This is a genomic window from Collimonas sp. OK412, assembly GCF_900112135.1.
GTDB lineage: Bacteria > Pseudomonadota > Gammaproteobacteria > Burkholderiales > Burkholderiaceae_D > Collimonas > Collimonas rhizosphaerae.
Genome location: NZ_FOLC01000014.1, coordinates 1 through 21,825 on the forward strand (window position 1 = coordinate 1; position 21,825 = coordinate 21,825).

Genomic DNA, 21,825 nt, shown 5'->3' on the forward strand with positions numbered 1-21,825 from the left:
GCAGCGGCAGCGGAAAACGCCATCAACTTGGCTAACACCCTGGCCAAGGTCCACACGATGGGTCTGAAGGCAGCCAAAGATATCGTCGGCTAATCAACGTAGCAGGCGGCCGAGGCCTTTCAAGGTGTCGGCCAGCTGCTTTTTCAATCAATATCACTTCTGCCAAGGAGCATCAAAGTGAAAAAATCAGCACTTCCAGGCGTGCATGCAGGTGCACAAATCGCTGAAATCGAAGCGGCAGCGGCAGCGGAAAACGCCATCAACCTGGCCAACACCCTGGCCAAGGTCAACACGATGGGTTTGAAGGCCGCCAAAGATGTCGTCGGCTAATCTACAGGTACGACCGGGCGACACTCTTCGGCGTGTCGGCCAAGATTTTTTTCAGAATACAGCGCTTTAACTTTGGAGATATCAATATGTCTGCGATCACCGGTCTGAATACAGATAAACAAATAGATATCATCGAAGCTGCCGCTGCGGCGGAGAACGCCATCGACTTGGCCAATACCCTGGCCAAAGTCCATACGATGGGTTTTAAAGCCGCCAAAGATATCGTTGGCTAACGGCCAAGTGCCGACTTGCCGCTGCTGTTCCGGATACCGGCCAATTTCTTTCGACGACATGCCATTTGTTCTTTTGTCGAGCCCTCAATCTCCAATCCCTCCTCGTGTAAATTTATGAGCATAGAACGCCGTGACGAATTGATTCGCGAACTGTGCGCGATTCGGCAAATTGCCGACGTGGACGGTGCGGTGAATTCGGGCTTGCTCGAAATTGACAGTTTCGAAGTGGCAATCGATTATTTCGACGACGACCCGAAAGCCATCTACGCCAATTTCCAGCTCGGCATCGTCACGGCCGGCCGTACGCTGCGTATCTTCAGATTGCTTCTGGAAGCCAACCTTGCCGTCTATGCGCAAGACCAGGCGCAACTTGGGCTGGAGGTAGATACCGGCGGCATCGTGCTGATCAGCCGCATTGCCCTGGACGATGAAATCGATGGAAAATGGCTGGTCGACCTCATCGACCACTATCTCGAGCATGGCCGTTACTGGCGCGACAATATGTTCCTGGCGCGGGACGACATGTTCGAAAATATCGCCTCCGGCGAATACGTCTGGATTCGGGCCTGACGGTTCCACATCCCGTCACCTCCCGCCATCCTCATCACCGTTTATTCCCTGCTATCACCCGTCATTACTCCTTGTAATTTCAAGCGAGCCGGTCATCGTGATAGCGAATGCATCCGTTGCCTCCATCCTGGAAAATATTGTCATCCTGTCGTCATCTGTTTCGTTATTTTCCAGGTAATTTCGCAGTCCACTTTTCAACGGCAGGCATCTAGCCGCGAGAATGTAATGTCATCACATCACGGAGTAAATAAAATGGAAATCACCAGAAACGCCCCCGCAACATCCCAACATATCGATACCGAAGCTGCCGCGGAACAGCAAGGCGATAGCGCTGCACGCCGCAGCGGCAGCCGATCGCCAACCCGGGAATCGCTGCCCGGACTGGAATCGCTTTCCGGCAGCGGGAAGAAAGTAGCGAGCAGCAATGTTTTCAGCAGCAAAGGAAGCAGCTCATTAGCCGCTCTGTCCATTGAACAAGCTCCCCGCAAGAGCGGCGGCCATAAAAGCGAAGCTAGCAATGCCGCTCTTGCAGCGCATCTGAAGAACGCATTTACCAACGCATCGCAGCTCGATGCCAAGATGGATGAAATGGTAGTCAAGGGCAAATTCACAGTCAAAGAGGCAGATACAGTCAAAGTGAAAGATACGCTCGACTTGGTGAAATACGTTAAAGGCCAGGTCCAGACGTGGTTGAAAAAGCCGGGGACCGAAGCCGCGCTCCATACCCAGGCAACCCAGTCTTTCACCCATAAAATCGGCAAAGAAGATTTATTTCCGGGATGTATCCTGGTGCGCAAGGAAAGCATTCCGGAATCGAAGGCGCATGCGTTTTCCCTGGGATTGCAAATGGAGTCCAACCTGAATGGCATCGAGGACAACAAAGGCGACGATAATTGTTTTCACATCATGATGTGGGCGCACGATAAGCAAAATCCGGTCAAGACAGAGCTGGATGGAAAAGGCGAGGCAGAACAACTGGAAGCGCGCGGCGGACTCGGCACCTCGAACACCATGCGGGTGCAGGCGTCCTCGATACAGGACGGCCAATACTGGGTCTACAAACCCACCGATAAAAATGTCGGCGACTGGGCGGCTCAGGCGGGTCAAATGTGGCAGGACGTCCCCTACAGCAAAACCATCCTGGGTACGTCGATGAAACCGGGCGACAAATTTACAAAATTTACCGACGCAGCCAAAAAGGATATCCTGCAGGTGGCGTCGGACCCATTCACCCATACTCCGCCGCAGGCGCAACCGTCGGATGGCACTCATTTCTTGTCCATGACCCCGAAAGAACGTACTCCGGGAGAGATCTGCTCAAGCGTTGCTGTACGCTTGTATCAAGCGGCGCACGCCCAGATTGCCCTGGCCAAGCAAGTGGAAAAAAATCAGGAATTGCCGACCGACGACGAAGCAGAGGCGATGCTGGAAAAAATCATTTCCGAATTCACGGGATTGATGGCGACCAACGCAGAAGGCGTTTCCCCCAAGAGCGTCGAGCATTTCTGCAAAGTCGGAAAAACGGCGGAAGGCGAACCGCAATTTAATTTCCTTGGCGTATTGACAGTAGACGCAAAGGACGTCTTGTACCCTGAGGCCAGGTACGACTCCAACAACAACAGAATTCCTCCAGCGTCGCACTAATTTATTGCAGCCATCGCGATCCGATCCGACAGCCGACCGGTTTTTCCGGCGGCGTTGTCAGAGCGGATCGCCGGTTCGATACCTTGGTTTTATCCTGCCATGCATTTTGTTCCCCGCTTAAAATCTGCTCATGTAGCATTTCAATGCACCTGACAAACGCAGCTAACTGGGGTCAGAGTGAACTTTCTGCGCGCTTTTTGCAGAAACTTCACTCTGGCCCCAGTTAGCGGGCCACGGAGTACCTATCTCATCGTTAAAGAGAACAAAACCACCTGGTGCACCCTGTCTTTCTCCGAATCCGTCATGTGGGGTCAGAGTCAAGTTTCGCGATGAAGCGCCGCGAAAGTTGACTCTGACCCCAGATGACTCTCATGTATGATTTCAATGCGCCTGACAAACGCAGCTAACTGGGGTCGGAGTGAACTTTCTGCGTGCCTTTGCAGAAAATTCACTCCGCCTCCAGACGACTCCGCCGTGGCGATGTCTTGAATGATGAAACTCTCGATAGTAAGAGGATAAAAATGCAACTAGCATGGCTGGAGGATTTTGTCGAATTGGCTCGGACACGCAATTTTTCCCGGGCCGCGGAAAATCGTTTTGTCACATCTCCAGCCTTCGGCCGCCGCATCCGCGCACTGGAAGAATGGGTCGGCGCACCGCTGGCGGAACGCAAACAGCCGGTTTCCCTGACGGCGGCCGGTGTGCTGTTTCTGGACGCGGCGGCCCATTCGCTGGATGTCTTGCATGCAGCTCGCGCCCAGCTGCAAAACACCGCGCCGCATTCCGAGGAGACCTTGAGAATTGCGACAGGCCGGACGCTAGCGAAAACCTTTTTCCCCGACTGGTGTGAATCCATCAACCGGCGTTTCGGTCCATTCCTGGTGTCTCTCAGCACCGGCGGAGCACAGGAGGGCATCATGCGCCTGTCGTCCGGCGACGTCGATTTGCTGTTGAGCTACGGCAGCCCGTCTACCCGGCTGCTGATCGATCCCAAGCTCTATGAATCCATCTTGCTGGATCACGAAGTGTTGTTGCCCGTCAGTGCGCCGGATGCAAAAGGACGTCCTCAATTTCGCATTTCTCCCGCCAGCGATACACCGATTCCCTGGCTAGCCTATTCTCCGTCATTGACTCTGCGCAGCGTGCTGTCCCAGCACCTGGCGGGTCTGCCGCACAAATTACCGCTGCACATGGTCTGTCAGGCCGATTCTTACGAAGCGATTCTGGAAATGGCCAAGCGTGGCGCTGGCTTGACCTGGTTGCCGCAGAGGCTGGTGCAGGACGAATTGAAGCAGGGTCACTTGACGGTCGCCGGCGACGCCACCATGCGCGTCAGCTTCGATATTTCACTGTACCGCTCGCGCCGCAGCAGCAATGCGCGGGTGGATGCAATCTGGCAGGGTCTGTCATCGGCGGCAAAGGACAATAAATAAATAAATAACATGATTTTCATGGCGCATCGCACCGCTTACGTGCGCCGCGGCACCAAATAAGTCATTTTGCAGCAGTGTGCAGCACCAGTTGCGTGCACCTCAAATCGACTACGCTGAATGAGCAGCGATCGCTGCCGAAATAGCAATGAGCACGAAAAACGTCGCCCTACACTTCTCGCTCATTACAATTCCGGAGATATCTCATGTCAGCACAGTTTCATTCAACCGACATAGGCGCAATGCCGGTCGCAAGGCGTAATCCCTGGAAAGAAATCTGCGCAGCCAGCATCGGCAACGCGCTGGAATTTTACGATTTGCTGATCTACGGATATTTCGCGATTGTGATAGGAAAATTGTTTTTTCCCGCCGCGGACGAGACCACGTCTTTGCTGCTCAGCGTCGGCACATTCGGCATTTCCTTCGTCATGCGCCCGCTCGGCGCCGTTATCCTTGGTTCGTATGCTGACCGGGCCGGGCGCAAGGCATCGCTGACGCTGTCGATTCTTTTCATGATGGCAGGCACGGCGATGATTGCCTTCGCACCGACCTATTCCCAGATCGGCATCGTGTCACCGTTGATCGTCATCGCTGCCCGTATGTTGCAAGGCTTTTCAACCGGAGGAGAATTCGGCGCGGCGACCGCTTTCATGGTTGAGCACGCGGACGCCAAGCGGCGCGGCTTCTTCGCCAGCTGGCAATTATCGACACAAGGCCTGGCCACGGTGCTTGCCGCCGGCGTCAGCGCGCTTCTCAGTTATGCGTTGACGGAGAACCAGTTGGAGGATTGGGGCTGGCGGGTCGCCTTTTGCGTTGGCTTGCTGATAGGACCAGTCGGCCTGTATATCCGCAGCCAGATCGACGAAACGCCGGAGTTCAAGAAACTTGCCGCCGTCAAGCCGGAGAAATCGCCGTTGCGGGTGGTACTGGTTAACGATCGTCTGAATCTGTTGCTGGGTATCGGCGTGGTTGCTGGAGCGACTGCATTCAACTACGTCCACAAAGTATACATGCCGACTTACGCGTTGAAGCAATTGCATATTCCAGCGACCTCTTCATTTCTCGGCGCGATGGTGACAGGTTTCATCCTGATGGTGACGGCGCCGATGTTCGGCACACTGTCAGATCGCTATGGACGATTCCGGGTACTGTCAATTGCGATGATGATGATCGGCGCCACTTCATACCCCTTATTCCTGATGTTGACCACCTGGCCGACGGTGACGACCCTGATCATGGTGCAGGCGGTAGTCGGCCTGCTGCTCGCCGCGTGCCTTGGACCGATACCGGCAATGCTGTCGGACATTTTTCCGACCAGCACCCGCGGCACAGGATTAGCGCTTAGCTACAATTTTTCAGTGACCATATTCGGCGGCTTTTCACCTCTGATCGTTACCTGGATGATCGCTTTCAGCAACAACAAGATGGCGCCCAGTTTTTATGTAATGGCAACCGGATTGATCAGCATTGTCGCGGTGCTTGCACTGGGCCGCCGGATGGCGCGCCGCAAGGCATTTTGACATCCTGATTTCTGTCGTTTCGCCTTCACGTTCATTCACATTATTTCTGCCGGATCGCCATGAGCATCCGGCATTTTTTTTCAAGCAGGAGTGGAATCTATGAATACCTTGGAACAAATTCGCGCCAAGTTGCAAGTCTATCCAATGGAGGTGAAGTTTCCCGACATCCGCAGATGGCAGCACGGAAATACCGGCGTGGATTACGTGCATGCATTTGACAGCGGCCTGGCCGGTCCGCACGTGATGATCATGGCGCTAACGCACGGCAACGAAGTCAGCGGTGCGATCGCGGTCGACAAACTGCTGCGCGCCGAATTGCGCCCGCTTAAAGGCCGCATCACACTCGGTTTTGCGAATGTCGAGGCCTATCATCGTTTCGATAGCAAGAATCCGGACGCAACCCGCTTTATCGATGAAGATTTGAATCGCGTCTGGTCGCCATCCCGCTTCGACAGCTGCGACGACACCTTGGAATTACGCCGCGCGCGGGAATTGCGTCCAATCATCGACAGTGTCGATTTTTTGCTGGATCTGCATTCGATGCACGAGGAAGCACCGCCATTACTGTTAAGCGGGCCGTTGCAAAAAGGCATTCGCTTCGCTGAGGAAACCGGTATCCCGGAACATGTGATCGTCGATGCCGGCCATCCGAACGGAAAGCGGATGCGTGATTATGGCGGCTTTGGCGACGCGGCCAGCTCCAAGAATGCGTTGCTGATCGAAACCGGACAGCATTTTTCACTCCAGAGCCAGGACGTTGCACTGGATGCCGCGTCGCGCTTCCTGATCAAGACCGGAGTCGTCGCGGCAACCAAGCTGGACAATTTTTTGATGCCAGGAAAAATCTTGAGCCAGCACTTTTTCCAGGTAACCCAGCCGATCGTCGCCGACACGATAGATTTTGAATTTACGCAAGATTTCCGCGGGTTGGAGTTGATCGAGCATGCCGGCACCGTCATCGCGCGTGACGGCGAACGGGAAATTTTCACGCCTTACGACAACTGCGTCATCATCATGCCTTCGCTGCGCCATCTGGCCCCTGGTGTAACGGTGATGCGCCTGGCCAAGGTGCTTGACGATAGATAACCGGCGACGGCGGCCTTGGGCTCACGGGGAAAATTCGGGCAGATCGGCGGCGGGTTGAAAAAATACGAGATTATTTCCATTGTTTTTCACAATTGGAAATCCATCCACCTATTCAAAGGTAAGAATTCAAAATGCGACGTAGACAGCTTGTCATCAGATTGGCCGCATTCGCGGCAGCGGCGCATTTATCCTTTTCGGTGCATGCCGCCGAGCCGGCCGATATCGTTCTTGGTCAATCCGCTCCGTTAAGCGGAAGCTTCAGTGAAATGGGGGAAGCCTATCGAGACGGCGCGCAAATCTACTTTGAAAAAATCAACAAGGAAGGCGGCGTAAATGGCCGGCGCATCCGTTTAATCACTTTGGACGACGGCTATGACGCCAAACGCGCCCAAGCCAACACCACAGAATTGATCGAACATCATCAGGCGCTGGCGTTGTTCGGCCACATGTTCACCAATACCGTCTTCGCTTCGCTGCCGATGGCCACTGCTGCCGGCGTACCTTATGTAGCGCCGTATGCCGGCAATGAGTCACTATATGCACGGCCGGCAAATCACATCCTGTTCATGACGCGAGCCAGCTATTCCAATGAACTGGACGCTCTGCTGCGCCATGTACAGGCAATGGGATTATCGCGGGTGGCGCTGGCGCGCTACGATAGCGCCGGCGGTGTCGCTTTGCAAAAAGACCTGGAAGAAAAATTGAAGGAAATCAAGCTGGCGCCGGTCGGCGTCGCGACGATGCGGCTCAATTCACTGCAACCGGCCGACGCGGTGCTCAAGATAGTAAATATGCATCCGCAAGCGATCATACTCGGCGTCTCCGGCGATGACGCCGTAGCCTTTGTGCAGCAATTCAATCAGGCCGCCAATAAGGTGCCGGTCCAATTCCTCGCGCGCAGTCTTATCGGCGGACATCAACTGGCTGTAAAACTGGGCAAAGAAAGCAGAGGTATCGTGATATCACAAGTGGCGCCCTCGCCGTTCAACGGCGAGACCCATATCTCCCGTGAATATCAGGCTGCGTTGAAATCTGCGAACGCAGCGGGACGTAAATTGATAGCGAGCTATATCGGTTTTGACGGCTACATCGCAGCGAAAGTAATAGTCGAAGGGCTAAGGCGCGCCGGTCCGAATCCCGGCAGGCCGGCCCTGACCAAGGCACTGGAAACGATGCATCACTGGGATGCCGGCGATTTCATCGTGAATTACGATGAAAGCGACCATACAGGTTCGAAATTCGTCACGGTTACAGTGATCGGCGCGGGCGGCCATTTCATCGAATGACCTGGAAAGTGCAGAAACGCCGGTCATGTTTCTGCACTTTTCCCCCAGGCCGGGATTCAATTCATGAAGAACGCGATGCCCTGGTTTACCGCACACGCATAGCTGATTTGCTCAGCCTTGCGGGTATATGACGGCAACGAAAACACATCCATCGTAAACGTCACGGCTTGATCCGGCTTGACCTGATAGCGCAGGAACTGCCAGATAGGCTGGCCGCTACGGTCAACCGTGGCATGGCCGTCGGCGAAACTGAGCGTGCCGTCCGCAAGAATCCGGTATGCGTCGATCTTGAGGCCGCCGCGGACCGTGCCGGGGGATGTGACGCCAGCGCCAGGATTACATTTAGCAAGATCCAGCGCCACCGAGACCGGCGCACCTCGGCCGAGAGCATTTTCCACTTCGGCCAGACTTGATAATTGCACTGTCGGATTGGCATGGACGGAAAGCGCAAACGCCATGCCAGAAATTACGATAAATAGACTACGAAGCATGCAAGCCCCCTCTTCTACAAGTTATAAAACGGATGAATCCCAGGCAGAATGCATTGGCCTGCCGCTATTGCCCGGCCTTTATGTGCCGCACGCTGCTGATATAGCTTGATGCGGCCAGCGGCACGAATCCGGAAAAGCGCGCGTAACGGTCGCCGTTCTCGAACAGATAACTGGCGAACGCCGTGACTTCAGGTTTGGCTAATGCCGGTTGAGCGATGTACACATACAGCAGCCGGGTTAACGGCTCATAGGCTCCCGACAGCACCGAACTGGCATCCGGTATGACAGCCCCTTTTCCAAAATTGACTGGCACCGGACGGACATTGGCCTTGTGTTCGACCAACGCACCAAAAGAAACGAAGCCGATGGCGTTGATATCTTCCGATACAGCATCGATGATCTTGCCATGGTCGCTGAATATCGTGGAGTCGCCACGCAAGAAACCGCGCATGGCATTCACGCGCTCCGTGAAGAACATGGTCGTCCCTGACTTGGTATCGGGCGATACGATTTTCAGCGGCGCATCGTTATAGGCGATTCTCACCTGATTCCAGCGTGTTATCTTGCCGAAAGATTCGGTATGAAAAATCGTTTTCAACTCTGCCATCGTCAAGTCATTGGCCCAATTGTTCGATTTGTTGACGATCACCGCGACGGCGTCGTAGGCGATGGGCAGCTCGATATAGGAAATCTTTTTGTCCGCGCATACTTTGGCTTGATCGGCCTGTATCTTGCTCGATGCCGGCACGATATCAGCCGCGCCTCTGCAAAGGTCCTTGAATCCGATGCTGGTTCCCTTGAATTCGGCCTTGATATCACTTTTACTGCCACGCTGATATTGAGCAACCGCAGTGGTGATCAGATTTTCTTCCGTATCGGAGCCGGAAATACGAATCTCGGCATGCGCCAATGTCGACATCAGTCCAAAAACAAAAAACGGCGTAGCGCTAGCCAAGCGGAGATACTTGCTGCAAATTTTCATCTTGCCTGCTTTCGTATTGTTGATATTTTTCACAAACCCATTTTCTTTTGTCGCATACGCCAGCCCCGCACAAGCCTTGCCTCGGGAGGCGAGAAAAACATGGATTCGTGAGCCGCCGGCGCGATGCATGAATAAGCCAGTATGCCGTGGCGGGTGTGGAAAGCTATCGGGAAAGGTAGGTTTTTGGGTAGGGGTTTTCCTACGGTCTGCGCCACCTGTTTACGCCTGCACCAATCACGTTCGTGCGCGGCGACAATTATTCGCTTTCCTGCGTGTCTATGACCGTTCGCGTTGAATAACATGGCTGTTCGAACATTCCAACGTAGCGAAGACCAAGGAGGCGTCAATGGGCGGTTGCATTTCCAGAATTTCAGCAGCGCATCAGGCGGGCGATGACAGAATCTCTTCGCACGAGCAAGTCGAGCGACGGCCGGCGACGACCCGTGGCCCGATCCGGCAAGCCAGTGCGCCGAACGGACTTCCCCCGGGCAGGAGCCTCGCTGAGCGGACTAAAGCTGCCGCAACCATCCAGGCGCACTGGCGTGGAGGGCAGCAGCGAGACCTCAATGCGAGCGAGGCGCAAGGCCACGCGCCTTATCGGAACGAGACGCACTATAAAATGGCCACCAATGGCTATTCGGGCGAGGCGCTGCATGCGGATGGTCCGCATGGCCCGCGCGGCAACAACGGATGGCTGGCCTACGCCTGGGTACATACAGCTCCGCGAAATTCGTTGGCACTGCTTCACAGCTTCCAGAGAAAGGATAAGCTGGCTGAGGCGAAGCAGGCCCTCTACAACGGTGCGGAACCGGACGGTGTGATCTATGCCCCGAACGGGACTCACGACATGCGCGTCAACTCGGCATGGATGCTGGGGTTGGCCCATAACCAGACGCCTGCCGTGATGACGGCCGAACTGGACGATGTGACCGTCGTGCGCAGCAGCGCCCGCAACCATGCGCCTGTAGAGGAGCAGACGACGGACTCGAATCTTTCGGCTCTGGCTCGGGAGGTCGTCGGAATGACGCAGAGCGGGCATTTCCGCGTCGGCGATCCTCTACACGAAATGCAAGTGCTCGTTCCCAATCCCAGCGCAGCCAAGGCCACGCTGAACGATTTCAAGACACCTTTCGGCATGCCGCAAGACGAATTGAAGAGGAAGCTTGACGATGCGGGCCTAAACACCAGCGGCCTGAGCGGCTGAAGAGAAGGCTGTGTATTGCCCCCTGAACGCATCGACGAAATAGTTATACGGATTGATATCAAGCCGGCGCGCTAAGTGCGGAGGCTCGATCTCAAGCCTCCGCACTTAGCGCACCCGATGTACTCATCATCTTGACCAGCATGGACTACGCTGCGGGTCTCCGATTGTCCTCCGGCATGTCGATCCCCAGAGCTCGTCTCCATAAACACCCAAATACCTTTTCGGGAGAAATGCAATGCCGAGCGGAAGAATCAGTGATCATCACGCCCCCATATCGTCGGAACCGGCTATCGCCGCACGGGAAGAGAGCGGCGCCAATGCCGGTGAGCGCTTAGGCGCACGAGGTCGGGAACGCGCAGGGTCGTCGGCGGCGGCACTGGGAGAGTTGCCACGCCTGTCGGCCCGTCACGCGCAGACCCAGCCGGCCTCCTCCGGACGGTCAAGGCGCACCGCGTCGCTTCCGCAGGCCCCGGCGGGTAATGCATTGACCGTCGAGGACCACGAAAAAGCGGTGAAGACTGCGCTGAAATATGGCGACGTGTGGCAGGTGCTGGTGAATAAATCTAAGACGCATTTGCTGCAGCGATTGAAGCTCGCTGAAGCGGGTATCAAGTCCGCCGGGTCCGGCCTGGAAGGACTAGAGGGATTGAAAGGGAAAATCGCTGATGACCGATACGAAGAGATAAAAGGCGTCTTTCACGTGCGTCGCGCTCAGTCGGCCGAGTACGGCGTCGATACAAGCTCGGATCAGGTTGCTCAGTGGTCTTGGCAAGGAGCGCAACGCGCCCAAGGGTCTTCATCTGATGGTGGAGAGGAACTGATCGAAACGCAGGAAGAGTTGGCCGCCATGGACCGGGCGCTCAACGAGCTGCAGGGCTTTCGCGAGGTGGTTACGAAGCATGGCGGCATCCTGCACGAATTCGTTCGTCAGTGTGAACAGCCCGAGACCCATGAGAATATGCTGGTGCAACTGGCTGTCGTCAGAGCTGGCGCGGCCACGGCCAGGAAAGCGTTGCTGGCAATCGCCGGCAAGGAGGTTACGGTCAACGTCGATCGCCTGGTCATGCTTTGCCTGCGCTCCGGCGGCGCGCAGTATTTCCATCTCATGCAGCGCGTGATGGAACTCCTGGACGCCATATCCAATCGGCGCAGCGATACCGAGCAAGCGATAAAAGCCCTTGAACGAGGTGACGAACTCAATCCAGGGCAGCGGAGCGAGTATCAGGCGCTCGCCGCCGCATATGCCGACCAGCTTAACGCCGTAGGAGAGCTTTTTTGCCTGGATGCCGCCAGCATGCTGGAAATGAGTGACAACTCCGGGATTTGGCAATATTCGCTGGAGATGGCCCATTCCATTTCCGCGTATCAAGCGTGCTTGCGCGAGGTATGCGAGCCGCACCACGGTGACACTCCTTCCACAGCGTTGCCGGAAGCGTCGCCCGAGAGGTCGACGAGTTTGTCGGCGAATACACCAGCATGGCCGATTTCGGCGGGAGCTCCCGCCCGATCGAACAAGACGGCATCCGGCAAGGCCAAGAAGTCGCACGGACGCGGCAAGCGACTGCCGAAGCAAGCCGCTGCCCGTCCGTCGCCCGTCGCGGCATCGGCGCCTCATGCCCAAGCCGAGACTGCCGTATCGGCCCAGCGTGTTGAAATTCCTGCTGACATTCCTGTTGAAATTCCTGCACAGTCTCCGGCATCGGAGCCGCACGACGGTCTCCAAGGGATGATCGAGCGGACCTTGCGAAGGTGTCCGATCGACCTCGATGTCGCGAAGAGCTTGGGCGGCGATGTCGTCGCCATTGCCCGATCGATAAAGAAAAACACGGGAAGCATTGAGGCGCTGAACGGTCCGAGGGACGATCCAATGGATGTAGCCGACTTCGTCCGTTCGTCGGCGAAAAACTGGTTCGGCGACATCGCCCGTCTGCACGCAACGAGCGACGAGGCACGCAAGTCTCCGGCTGTCGATAAGGCCACCATCGAATTGCTCGGGAGCCGCTTGCAGGCGCTGGAAATAATTCACCAGGGCATGGACATTCGAGAAGGGGATGCGCTCAAGCGCCATAAATTCCCCAAGGGAAAACACGTGAGCCGCTTGCTGCAATTAGGTGAGATTGAAAGCGTACGCCCCCCGGCTCAATTGCCGTCGGATAAAGATACGCTCTACGAAATACGCATCCAGCCCAAACCGTTGTCTAGCGGCGAACGGGCGGCGCCAGTGTTCCTGCACTTGCATAGCGACAAATACGTCAGTGGCAAGGAGGTATTGAAGCTGCCACTCCGTGCATTCACCGCAGCGCATCTGAAGACGGATGAACAAAAAAACCTGGGGCCGAAGTACGACGCAATGTCGCGCGCATTGCGTAAATACGACGAAAATATCCATAAATCCGACGAAAAGATTCACCGCGGTTATGTCACTTCGGCGTTGCTTGACCAGCTGCGGAACTGGGTTCATGGCTAGAAGCCGGCGACGCCCGGTACAGCAGCAAACATGCGCGGAACCAAGACCAGGCAATATCTTCGATCCGCCCTTCCGATTTATCCTGCTCTCCCGTCACGGCATCAGCACGACGGCTTTCACCAACGAACGAAGTAAAAGCGTGGCCTGGGTGGGCGTCATCAATAACGCGGGCTCTGCATTCGACCGCTTCGACGATTTTTGAACCGACCTGAGACGTTCACTTCGCCAAACGAAACCTCGGTTCGCATTGCCGTGCGACGCTAGAGGGCGTCGACATAGGCTGTCCTTGCTCCATCAGGAGACGAACCGAGAACCAGGCTTCCCGGTTTCCAGGCGGAACACGATGCGCACCAGGGAGTTCAACCTGACATGTATCCGATATTCGGTGAAAAATGCCTTGGCGCCATGTAACACCGCAACGTAAGCCGGATGTCCAGCAGCAGGCTGATGATAGCTTTTCTGATCCAATACCAACGAGGAGACAAGAATGCATAAAAAAGTAACAGACTCAGTCCGATCATATTCAATGCCCCACATATCTCAGGAGGAAGCCACCTCCAGTCGAGAACAGACGCCCCAGTCTAGCCGGCAGAAGTCTCGGCAGAGCACCGACTTCCTGCGCAGCAACCTGCCGCCGGCTCCTCGCCTCAAGGAGCGAAGCGATGAAGGCGAAACCAGCCGGCTCTTCGGAGGCAGGTCGTCGGCTCCTGTCTCGGCTCGGTTCGATTCGGCACGCCTTAGTAGCGTGCTAGGCCGCTCGCCCCTCGATCAGCATCAGTCGAGGTCAGAGATCGGCGCCCCGGAATCTTCCCACGCCAGCACCAGCAGCACAACCGACCTGGAGTCTGGCGTCGTCGGACATCCCGCGGTCGAGCATCAGACGGGGACAGCCGCAGCTGCAGCTGCGGCCGCGGACGGCTCTGGTCTTTCCGCCTCCGAAAAACGCAATGCCGGACTCTCGTCGGTCATGCAGCAATTCCTCGTCAGCGGCATGAGTTGGGGTATTTCCCGCAAGCTGTTCGAGGAATTCGTTCCGGCAATCGGACAACTGATCGGCGGCAAGACCAGTGCCACCGCGGGTGCCGCCTACGGGCAGATTGCCGGTGCGGCACTGGGCAACCTGCTTGGTGGCGTCGCACTGGGCACCGCACACTACATGACCGAGCATGGCGTGAAAAAGATCAGGCTCGCCATCGGCAAAGGCAGCGAATATGCACCCAAGGTCTCCGGCGAAGCGATGAAACAAGCCATTTTCATCGCCACGTTCACTACCTTCATGGCCTGCAAAAGCATGGCAAGATCATCCCTTCCCAAGCAAAAAAACGGAGAAGAGGACGCCGCGCTTGCCTATGCATTGGACATCGCATTTTCAGCGTTCGGCGGCGCCGCCGCAGAGGGCATTACGCAGTCGCTAGCCAAGGGCTTCGGCAAGATCTCGGCGAATTGGTCGTGGGACGAGCTCAAATCACGGGTGATCGGAGGAACTGCAGCCGGAGCGGCCAGCGCCATGGGAGACATCAGCACAGACATCACCAAGGCAAGGAGCGATCTTCCCGGCAGTTCGCTCGCCGCAGCCGGCCTGGGCGGCGCGATGAACAGCGTCATGGCGCTGGGGTCCTGGTTCCTGGTCCGGAAAGTGATGAACGATTATTACACGGCCCGAACCTCGCACAGCACTGCGGCATCTGGCGCCACCCGGCCGGAGCCGAGTCGGAACGCAGAAGCAGAGGCGGTGCCGATCAATCCACATGCAGTTTCGCCGGAAGAAATAATGCAATTGGAACAATTCGTCAACAGCAGCGCTCCTCTCACGACTGTCAGCGAATCGATGGCGGCCGTCCAGATGGCGGAACAGCTCGCCCGGGAATAATGCAAGCGTCAGCGCAACCTTTCGATTACCCATATCTTTCGGACGCGAGATTGAATCCTGGGGAAACGCTTATATGGACGGCCCTTGGAATGCAATGCATTAACTTGAATGTCGACGAAGGATTGTAGTCTTGCATACGGCTTGTTTGCACAGACGTTTTATCCTGCTTGCCTGAGGGTGTAATACGTTTGTGTAAACGGTCACTCATTAACTGCCCCAAACTCACATGACAACAAGTGACAATATTTGACATTCAAATATTGCAAATAAACAAGGCATGCCGATATCGTCAAAACATGACGGCCGAAAACCAACTCTGGAAATCCAAGCAGATCACGCTTGTGCGTGAACTCTTGCTGCTGGACCAGGCCGGATAAAGATGATCGAGAAGAATCTGCTTTTGACCTCCCCCTGAATGGCATGGAGTTTGCTTGCTCCAGCTCACCAACCACACCCGCCGGAAAAAAATCAACCGAGCGCCAATAAGATACCATACAGCAACAATGTTTCTTGAGAATGCCAGAACAATCTGAAGTAATAAAGGCACTGCGTTGTTGGCTGAGAGCATTCGTATTTCTGTGCCAAATCTCTCTCCCGATGCTCGGAATTTGCCAGCAACTGCCACTGCACTACTACAGCCAAGAGGATGGACTACGCAATCTCGGGGTAACCACGCTCGTGCGGCAAGCGAACGGCTATATCTGGGTCGGCACGGAAAACGGCTTGTTCCGCTATGACGGTGCGCACTTTCAGCGGTTTGACATAAGCGACGAGACCGGCGCCCTTTATATTGCGGCGCTGCATGTCGATGCAAGCGACCGCTTGTGGGTCGGGACACTGAAAGGCTTGTATCAGTTGCAGGGTCAACGGCTCGCGCCCATGCAATTTAAAAATGCGGAGCTTGCTTTTCATTGGGGCCAGGTTTTTGCCCAGCTTGGCCCGAACCGTCTGCTGGCGTTAAGCAATAACACCATATGGCAGATCACGTCTGCGGACGGCGGAGTGACCTGGCAGGCGCGACAGTTTTTCAGCGCGGAACAGTTGCTGCAGCATCCAGAGATGCAAGCTCTTCACAGTCTCCATGTCGGACCAAAGGGGGACTTGTGGATGGGATGCGACCATTCGCTATGCCATTACGACCAAGGCAAGCTAGTCGTCCTCGGGAAAAATGACGGGCTGCCGGCCAAGCAATGGGGCGCCTTGCTGCACGACCGCCAAGGGACATTGTGGCTACGCGGTGAAAAACAGGTATTTGCATTGCCCGCCGATACCCGACTGTTCCTGAATCGCTCGCCACCGCAGGACGAACAAAAGAAACAGGAACGCGTTCCTCTTCTCGCCGAAGACCACAACGGCATGATGTTGAGCCAGCAAGATAGCGGCCTGATCCGCTGGGATGGCCGGAACTGGCAATCCTTCGCCGAAGCCAATGGGTTGACCGTGGGCGACGGCATCAGCGCCATCCTGGAGGGGGGAGACAATGGCCTCTGGCTGGGATCAGCCGGACGTGGCCTGATTCATTGGCTTGGCTACCCCGACTGGGAAAACTGGACTTCGCGGCAAGGATTGCCTCACAACATTGTATGGTCTTTTTTACGCGACCAGGCTGGCCGGCTTCATGTTGGCACTCGCTCCGGATCGGCTGTACTGCAGAAAACAGGCGGCTTCTCCATTTTGCAAGGCCGTTACGGCGGCAGTTCGCACGAGTGGATCAGCATGGTCGAAGATGGCAAAGGCCGTGCCTGGGCCACGACGCTTTCAGGAACCTTGGTGCGTCGAGAACCTGGCGCTACGCAAGACACGGTGATTGCCAAGCTGCCGGTGAGCAACGGCATATTTTTCGACAGGTCCGGACAGCTCTGGCTGAACACGCAGCGTGGACTCTATGTCATCAGGCATCCGGATGTAAGCAGCTTGCCGTTGCAGGTGACGGAAATATCGTCAGTGACAGGAGCCAAAGACGTCAATGTTTTCCACGGCTGCCAAAGCGCTTCCGGCGTCCTGTGGTTCGTCTCCGACAAAGGCCTGCTGCGGTTCGATGGCAAGCAATGGAGCAATCCCCGCTTTGCCGGAAACCGCTCTCCCCGGGGAGAGCTGAATACCGTTGCCTGTTCGAGCAAGGGCAATTTATGGCTGGCTAGCCTGGACGCAGGACTTTGGCGTGCGACGGAACAGGATGGGACATTGGAAATCCGTGACATTACTCCGTCGCAGCTGCAAAGGCAAAGCGTTCTGGCGCTGCTTGAAGATAGTCGCGGCTGGCTCTGGGTTTCCAGCGATGCAGGTGTCGCCGTATGGAAACGCAATCAATGGCGGTTTTTTAATCAGCAAAGCGGCATGATCTGGAACGACAGCAATACCGACGCCCTGTACGAAGATCGCGATGGTTCGATATGGGTAGGAACCAGCAACGGCGCATCGCATATTTTGCAGCCGGAATCCCTGTTTTTACCGCTGTCCCTGAAGGTATTGGTGGAAAGCATCACCGGCGACGGCCAGCAGCTCCCGCCGGACAAGCCCATTCGTTTGCCATGGACATCCGGAGCGCTGAACTTCAGGTTCGCAGCGCTTTCGTTTCAGAATCATGAGGCAATCGCATTTCATTATCGAATGAAAGGTCTGGAGCAGAAATGGTCGCAAACCGCCACGCCTGAAGTACGCTACTCCGCTTTGCCGCCCGGCAGTTATCGTCTCCAGGTTACGGCAGAGAACGTCGCCATGCAGGCCTCTTCACCGATAGTCGAAATTGAAATCGTGATTCTTGCGCCTTGGTGGCAGACCACGGTTTTCTATTATGTCTGCGGCGTACTTTTGCTGCTGGTGCCATTCTTGTTGCAGCGCAATCGCATCCGCCGATTGCTCGCCAGGCAGCGTTTGAAGGAACGATTGGCGCGCGAGCGCGCTTATGAACTCGAACAGTCGCGAGAAGAGGAGCGCAAGCACCTGACGCGCGAAATTCACGATGAGCTCGGCCAATACCTGTCGGCAATGCGCATGGGGGTTTCGGTGATCGGTATCGAGTTCGGGGAGAAAAATCCGGCATTGCAAGGGAAAGTCCAACGGCAAGTATCGCTGGTCGACAGCACCATCAAGATAGTACGCAACATTGTTTCCGCGTTACGTCCGGCTGCACTGGATATGGGGATGGTGCCTGCGTTGGAATGGCTGGCGAATGAATTTTCGGAAAACACCGGTATTCCATGCACGTTGCTCGTCGATGAGAAGACAATCATCCTGGACGAGAAACGAGCGACAACTTTTTTTCGCATTGTGCAGGAATCCCTGACCAATATCGGCCGTCATGCGCAAGCCAGCCTGGTGGAAATCCGGTTGAACAGAAAAGATACGCAATATTTGCTGGAAGTACGCGACAACGGCAAGGGTTTTGATCCTCTCCAGCGCAAGAAAAATTCATTCGGCCTGACCGGCATCCGGGAGCGGGCTTTTATGCTCGACGGCAGTGTCGACATAGTTAGTGCTCCGGGTGCCGGCACTACTATCCAGGTTCAAATTCCGGTTGAAGACGCCGGGAATGGAAAATGAACCGAGTTCGCCGCCAGAAATGGTTTTTCCAATGGATCACTGGCGTGGAAAATAGACTAATCCTGTTGGGCTTTGCCAAAACGACGGTCTATATATTGCGGAATGTTTACCGGGGTGACCACAACCACGGACGACGAATCGCCAACAGCCGATACGGGCAGCAACTTGTGGAAATGCATGATTTGGTGGCAGGCGTTCCTCAGGTCCTGCCGCAAGTCATGATGCAGTACCGCACTAATCTGCCCGCCTCGCAGCAGGCGAATATTGTCCCTGTCAAGGTCATGCGCGATGAAGCACTTCGGCGCTTTCCCCAAGGCATGCAGGACACGAAGTATCGCGACATTCCCACCACCCATTGAATACACCGCCGCGATTTCTCTTTTTCTACCGACAGCTCTTCGCACGCGTTCTTCAGTCTGAGCATCGAGCCCGTGCCCGCCGCTGGCGTCTACCAGCGTCAATTTCGGATAGCGTTTGCGCAGTTCGTCACGAAAGCTGACTCCGCGCTCTTCTTCGCCCCTGAAGCAGGAATCGCTCATCGTTACGAGGACATTCCCCTGTGGCCGGGCAAGCCACTGGCCGACGAGATAGGCCGCCGTTGCGCCCGCCATCCGGTTGTTGAGACCCGCGTAGGCTATCCGCGCCGACCCGGGTATATCGGTGAAAATGGTCACGACAGGGATGCCTCGTTGCTGCAGTCCTGTGATTGCGTCCGATATCTCGGGGGTATCGCGTGCCTTGAGAAATACGCCATGGCTGCCTCGGCGGCCCACCGCCTCGAGTGCGTCCACGACCTGGGTAGTCGTCATGGTGTCCTGCATCGTGAATCGCAGCCGAAACACGGCCGGGCGGAGCATCGGAAGTTCGGATTCCAATGCCTCACGGATCTCTTCGGAAAATCTGCCCGGGGCCTCCACAAGGACGTCGACGACGAGCTTTCGGCCGCTGGTCGCTAGCTGAAACTGCTGTCTTTCAAGCTCCTTGATCGCGTGCTGAATCCGCTGCCGGGTGCGTTCGTGCACGTGTGGCCGGCCATTCAGTACCCGGTCGACCGTGGCTAGGCCAACGCCAGCCTGCAGGGCGATTTCCTTCATGAGAAAGCGATGCGTCATGGGGACACTGATCCTGATTGAGGTGTTTTTGAGGTGTTTATGGTAACGCAAGCCGCTGCGGGAGAGGTATTCTTGACGGATTACGCGAGGAGACGCCATGGATCAAGCCGATTTACACTCAGGCGAAAAGCGACGCAGACGATATCGAGAGCAGGATTGTTCGCTGAGCGACTTCCTCGCAGTCCTGCAGGACCGCCGCGATGAGGTTCAACTCGAATACGCCAGCGAAATATGTGAACAGCTGCCGATTTACGACTGTGCCGGGTTGAGTCGCCTGCTCGACGACGCGGCGAGCCGCGCCGCTCTGCAAGATGAGTGGGCGGAGGTCCTGAACCACGGTGCGGGTGTGCTGGTGCTGAAGCGCGCCTTTCCCGATCCCGCGCCAATTGACGATGCGACAGCGGTCTTCGAAGCGATCATCCGCAACGAGCGAGCAACTGGCGGAGCTGCCGCCGATCATTTCGCCAAGGCGGGAGCCAACGACAGGATATGGAACGCACAGCAAAAACTCTGCTTGCGCGCGCCGGCCGTGTTCGCCCGTTACTACGCCAATCCGATGCTGGCTGCAGCAGCGGAAGCATGGCTAGGGCCCTGCTACCAGATGACGTCGCAGGTGAACGTCGTGCGGCCCGGCGGAGACGCACAACAGGCGCATCGAGACTATCACCTGGGATTCCAGACTATAGCCCAGGCCGAACGCTACCCGGCGCACATCCATACGATGTCGCCTTTCTTGACGCTGCAAGGCGCTGTCGCCCACAGCGATATGCCGGTGGAAAGCGGCCCCACCAAGCTGTTGCCGTTTTCGCAGCGATACGCTGAAGGCTATCTTGCATGGCGGCGCCAGGACTTTCGAGACTACTTCGAAGCCAACCATGTCCAGTTACCCCTCGAGAAAGGCGACGTGATCTTCTTCAGTCCCGCACTCTTTCATGCAGCAGGAGCAAACCGGACGGCTGGCGTTCAGCGCATGGCCAATCTGCTGCAGATTTCCTCAGCCTACGGCCGTGCAATGGAGTCGTTGAATCGGGCAAGGATGTGTGAGGTCTTGTATCCGGTCATGCTGGATAAGCTAGCGACGTCAAAGATGACTGAAGCTGAAGCCAATGCAGTCATTGCGTCATGCGCGGAAGGATATCCATTTCCCACTAACCTTGACAATGACCCGCCGGTGGGCGGCCTTGCGCCGGAAAGCCAGCAAATGCTGTTCGCCCGGGCGCTCGGAGAGTCATGGACGGCGGACGTTTTCGCCTCGGCGATTCGCCGGCAAGCCGCACAACAGGAAGCCTGATGCGTATTCCGAAATAACTCAGTTCACGATTTTGCAGTCGGCGTCATTATCACCGGTGTACATGAATGTTATATGTTTTCCTGTTTTAGATTTCGTATACACCACGTATTTTCCTTGAGCAATACCAGCACCTGATTGAATAAAAACATACTCGCCTGCTATTTTTTTATCGACGATTTCAACTCTGGAAATTTCGTAATTACCTAAATTAGGAGAGTCCGTCTCGGTACGGACATACTTTGTAAATACGAGAGGAATGATTTCTTTTGAAGCGTGATATTGAACGAAAGCACCAATCTCTTTTTTTAGATCTTTGTCGACATACGTGCGTAATGCAAATTTGACAGGTTTACTGGAACTATCACGTGGCACATACACATAACAAGCTGTTTCTGATTGAACATCTGCTCTGGCTATGCCACAGCTGAACGTAACAATAGCCAATAAATAAATTCTGATATTCATTTGAATACTCCAGCTGTCGTAACGAACGAAAGTATCCAAGCAATACTTGCCACACCAGGCACGAAACTTAACCACAGCCCAACGACTAGGCATTCTCGACGACGTAGTTCTTTCCAAGCTAGGGTGCAGGAATCCAATGGGGGGGAATTAATAGTTAATTTACGTTCAATTTGAACGGATCAATAGGCTTCCACAGACGGTTGACAGGCTCAGTAGGTTCCAAGGCCAAAGCGGGTGTCAAAGGCACAGCTAATGTAACGAGCAGAATGCCAAGTGCACGGCGACGAGATATTGGCACCAT

General features: G+C 55.6%; 17 protein-coding genes. 13 read left to right on the forward strand and 4 right to left on the reverse strand.

Annotation, left to right across the window (positions count from 1 at the left end; all coding sequences use genetic code 11):
- The first annotated feature begins 177 nt into the window (after nucleotides 1–177).
- The 8 genes from BM062_RS25610 (at nucleotide 178) to BM062_RS15335 (ending at nucleotide 8,099) form a co-directional block, all read left to right on the forward strand.
- Complete coding sequence (locus tag BM062_RS25610) at nucleotides 178–330, forward strand: hypothetical protein (RefSeq protein ID WP_175501023.1); 153 nt, start codon at nucleotides 178–180, stop codon at nucleotides 328–330.
- A gap of 86 nt (nucleotides 331–416) precedes the next feature.
- Nucleotides 417–563: a hypothetical protein gene (locus BM062_RS25615; RefSeq protein WP_175501024.1), complete on the forward strand. Its 147-nt coding sequence runs from the start codon at nucleotides 417–419 to the stop codon at nucleotides 561–563.
- A 114-nt stretch (nucleotides 564–677) separates the two neighbouring features.
- Nucleotides 678–1,133 carry a CesT family type III secretion system chaperone gene (locus tag BM062_RS15310; protein WP_092398330.1) on the forward strand — a complete coding sequence of 152 codons (456 nt, stop codon included), beginning with the start codon at nucleotides 678–680 and terminating at the stop codon, nucleotides 1,131–1,133.
- Between the two features lie 252 nt (nucleotides 1,134–1,385).
- Complete coding sequence (locus BM062_RS15315; protein WP_092398332.1) at nucleotides 1,386–2,777, forward strand: hypothetical protein; 1,392 nt, start codon at nucleotides 1,386–1,388, stop codon at nucleotides 2,775–2,777.
- Nucleotides 2,778–3,298: 521 nt separating this feature from the next.
- Complete coding sequence (locus BM062_RS15320) at nucleotides 3,299–4,210, forward strand: LysR family transcriptional regulator (protein ID WP_092398334.1); 912 nt, start codon at nucleotides 3,299–3,301, stop codon at nucleotides 4,208–4,210.
- Between the two features lie 203 nt (nucleotides 4,211–4,413).
- Nucleotides 4,414–5,727, forward strand: a complete 1,314-nt coding sequence (locus BM062_RS15325; protein ID WP_092398336.1) for an MFS transporter — start codon at nucleotides 4,414–4,416, stop codon at nucleotides 5,725–5,727.
- Nucleotides 5,728–5,826: 99 nt separating this feature from the next.
- Nucleotides 5,827–6,813, forward strand: a complete 987-nt coding sequence (locus tag BM062_RS15330; RefSeq protein ID WP_092398338.1) for a M14 family metallopeptidase — start codon at nucleotides 5,827–5,829, stop codon at nucleotides 6,811–6,813.
- A gap of 131 nt (nucleotides 6,814–6,944) precedes the next feature.
- Entirely contained in the window at nucleotides 6,945–8,099 is a 1,155-nt protein-coding gene (locus tag BM062_RS15335; RefSeq protein ID WP_092398340.1) for an ABC transporter substrate-binding protein, read from the forward strand.
- 56 nt (nucleotides 8,100–8,155) lie between these two features.
- Here the strand turns inward: BM062_RS15335 and BM062_RS15340 are convergent, their stop codons facing one another.
- Both BM062_RS15340 and BM062_RS15345 read right to left on the reverse strand, forming a co-directional pair.
- Nucleotides 8,156–8,557, reverse strand: coding sequence for a VirK family protein (locus BM062_RS15340; RefSeq protein ID WP_175501025.1), 402 nt, complete (start codon nucleotides 8,555–8,557; stop codon nucleotides 8,156–8,158).
- Nucleotides 8,558–8,654: 97 nt separating this feature from the next.
- Nucleotides 8,655–9,701, reverse strand: coding sequence for a substrate-binding domain-containing protein (locus BM062_RS15345; protein ID WP_092398344.1), 1,047 nt, complete (start codon nucleotides 9,699–9,701; stop codon nucleotides 8,655–8,657).
- A 217-nt stretch (nucleotides 9,702–9,918) separates the two neighbouring features.
- Here BM062_RS15345 and BM062_RS15350 point away from each other — a divergent pair, with 217 nt between their 5' ends.
- The 4 genes from BM062_RS15350 (at nucleotide 9,919) to BM062_RS15365 (ending at nucleotide 18,656) form a co-directional block, all read left to right on the forward strand.
- Nucleotides 9,919–10,776, forward strand: a complete 858-nt coding sequence (locus tag BM062_RS15350; RefSeq protein WP_092398346.1) for a hypothetical protein — start codon at nucleotides 9,919–9,921, stop codon at nucleotides 10,774–10,776.
- A 235-nt stretch (nucleotides 10,777–11,011) separates the two neighbouring features.
- Nucleotides 11,012–13,243: a hypothetical protein gene (locus BM062_RS15355; RefSeq protein ID WP_139220066.1), complete on the forward strand. Its 2,232-nt coding sequence runs from the start codon at nucleotides 11,012–11,014 to the stop codon at nucleotides 13,241–13,243.
- A 487-nt stretch (nucleotides 13,244–13,730) separates the two neighbouring features.
- Entirely contained in the window at nucleotides 13,731–15,113 is a 1,383-nt protein-coding gene (locus BM062_RS15360) for a hypothetical protein (RefSeq protein ID WP_092398350.1), read from the forward strand.
- 516 nt (nucleotides 15,114–15,629) lie between these two features.
- Complete coding sequence (locus BM062_RS15365; RefSeq protein ID WP_092398352.1) at nucleotides 15,630–18,656, forward strand: sensor histidine kinase; 3,027 nt, start codon at nucleotides 15,630–15,632, stop codon at nucleotides 18,654–18,656.
- Between the two features lie 56 nt (nucleotides 18,657–18,712).
- On the opposite strand, the gene BM062_RS15370 is transcribed toward BM062_RS15365, so the two are convergent.
- Entirely contained in the window at nucleotides 18,713–19,768 is a 1,056-nt protein-coding gene (locus BM062_RS15370) for a LacI family DNA-binding transcriptional regulator (protein WP_092398354.1), read from the reverse strand.
- Nucleotides 19,769–19,865: 97 nt separating this feature from the next.
- On the opposite strand from BM062_RS15370, the gene BM062_RS15375 reads away from it, so the two are divergent.
- A complete protein-coding gene (locus BM062_RS15375; protein WP_092398356.1) occupies nucleotides 19,866–21,059 on the forward strand; it encodes a phytanoyl-CoA dioxygenase family protein in 1,194 nt (397 codons plus the stop codon).
- 18 nt (nucleotides 21,060–21,077) lie between these two features.
- Here BM062_RS15375 and BM062_RS25115 read toward each other — a convergent pair whose 3' ends face one another.
- A complete protein-coding gene (locus tag BM062_RS25115; RefSeq protein WP_139220067.1) occupies nucleotides 21,078–21,524 on the reverse strand; it encodes a hypothetical protein in 447 nt (148 codons plus the stop codon).
- Nucleotides 21,525–21,825: the final 301 nt, after the last annotated feature.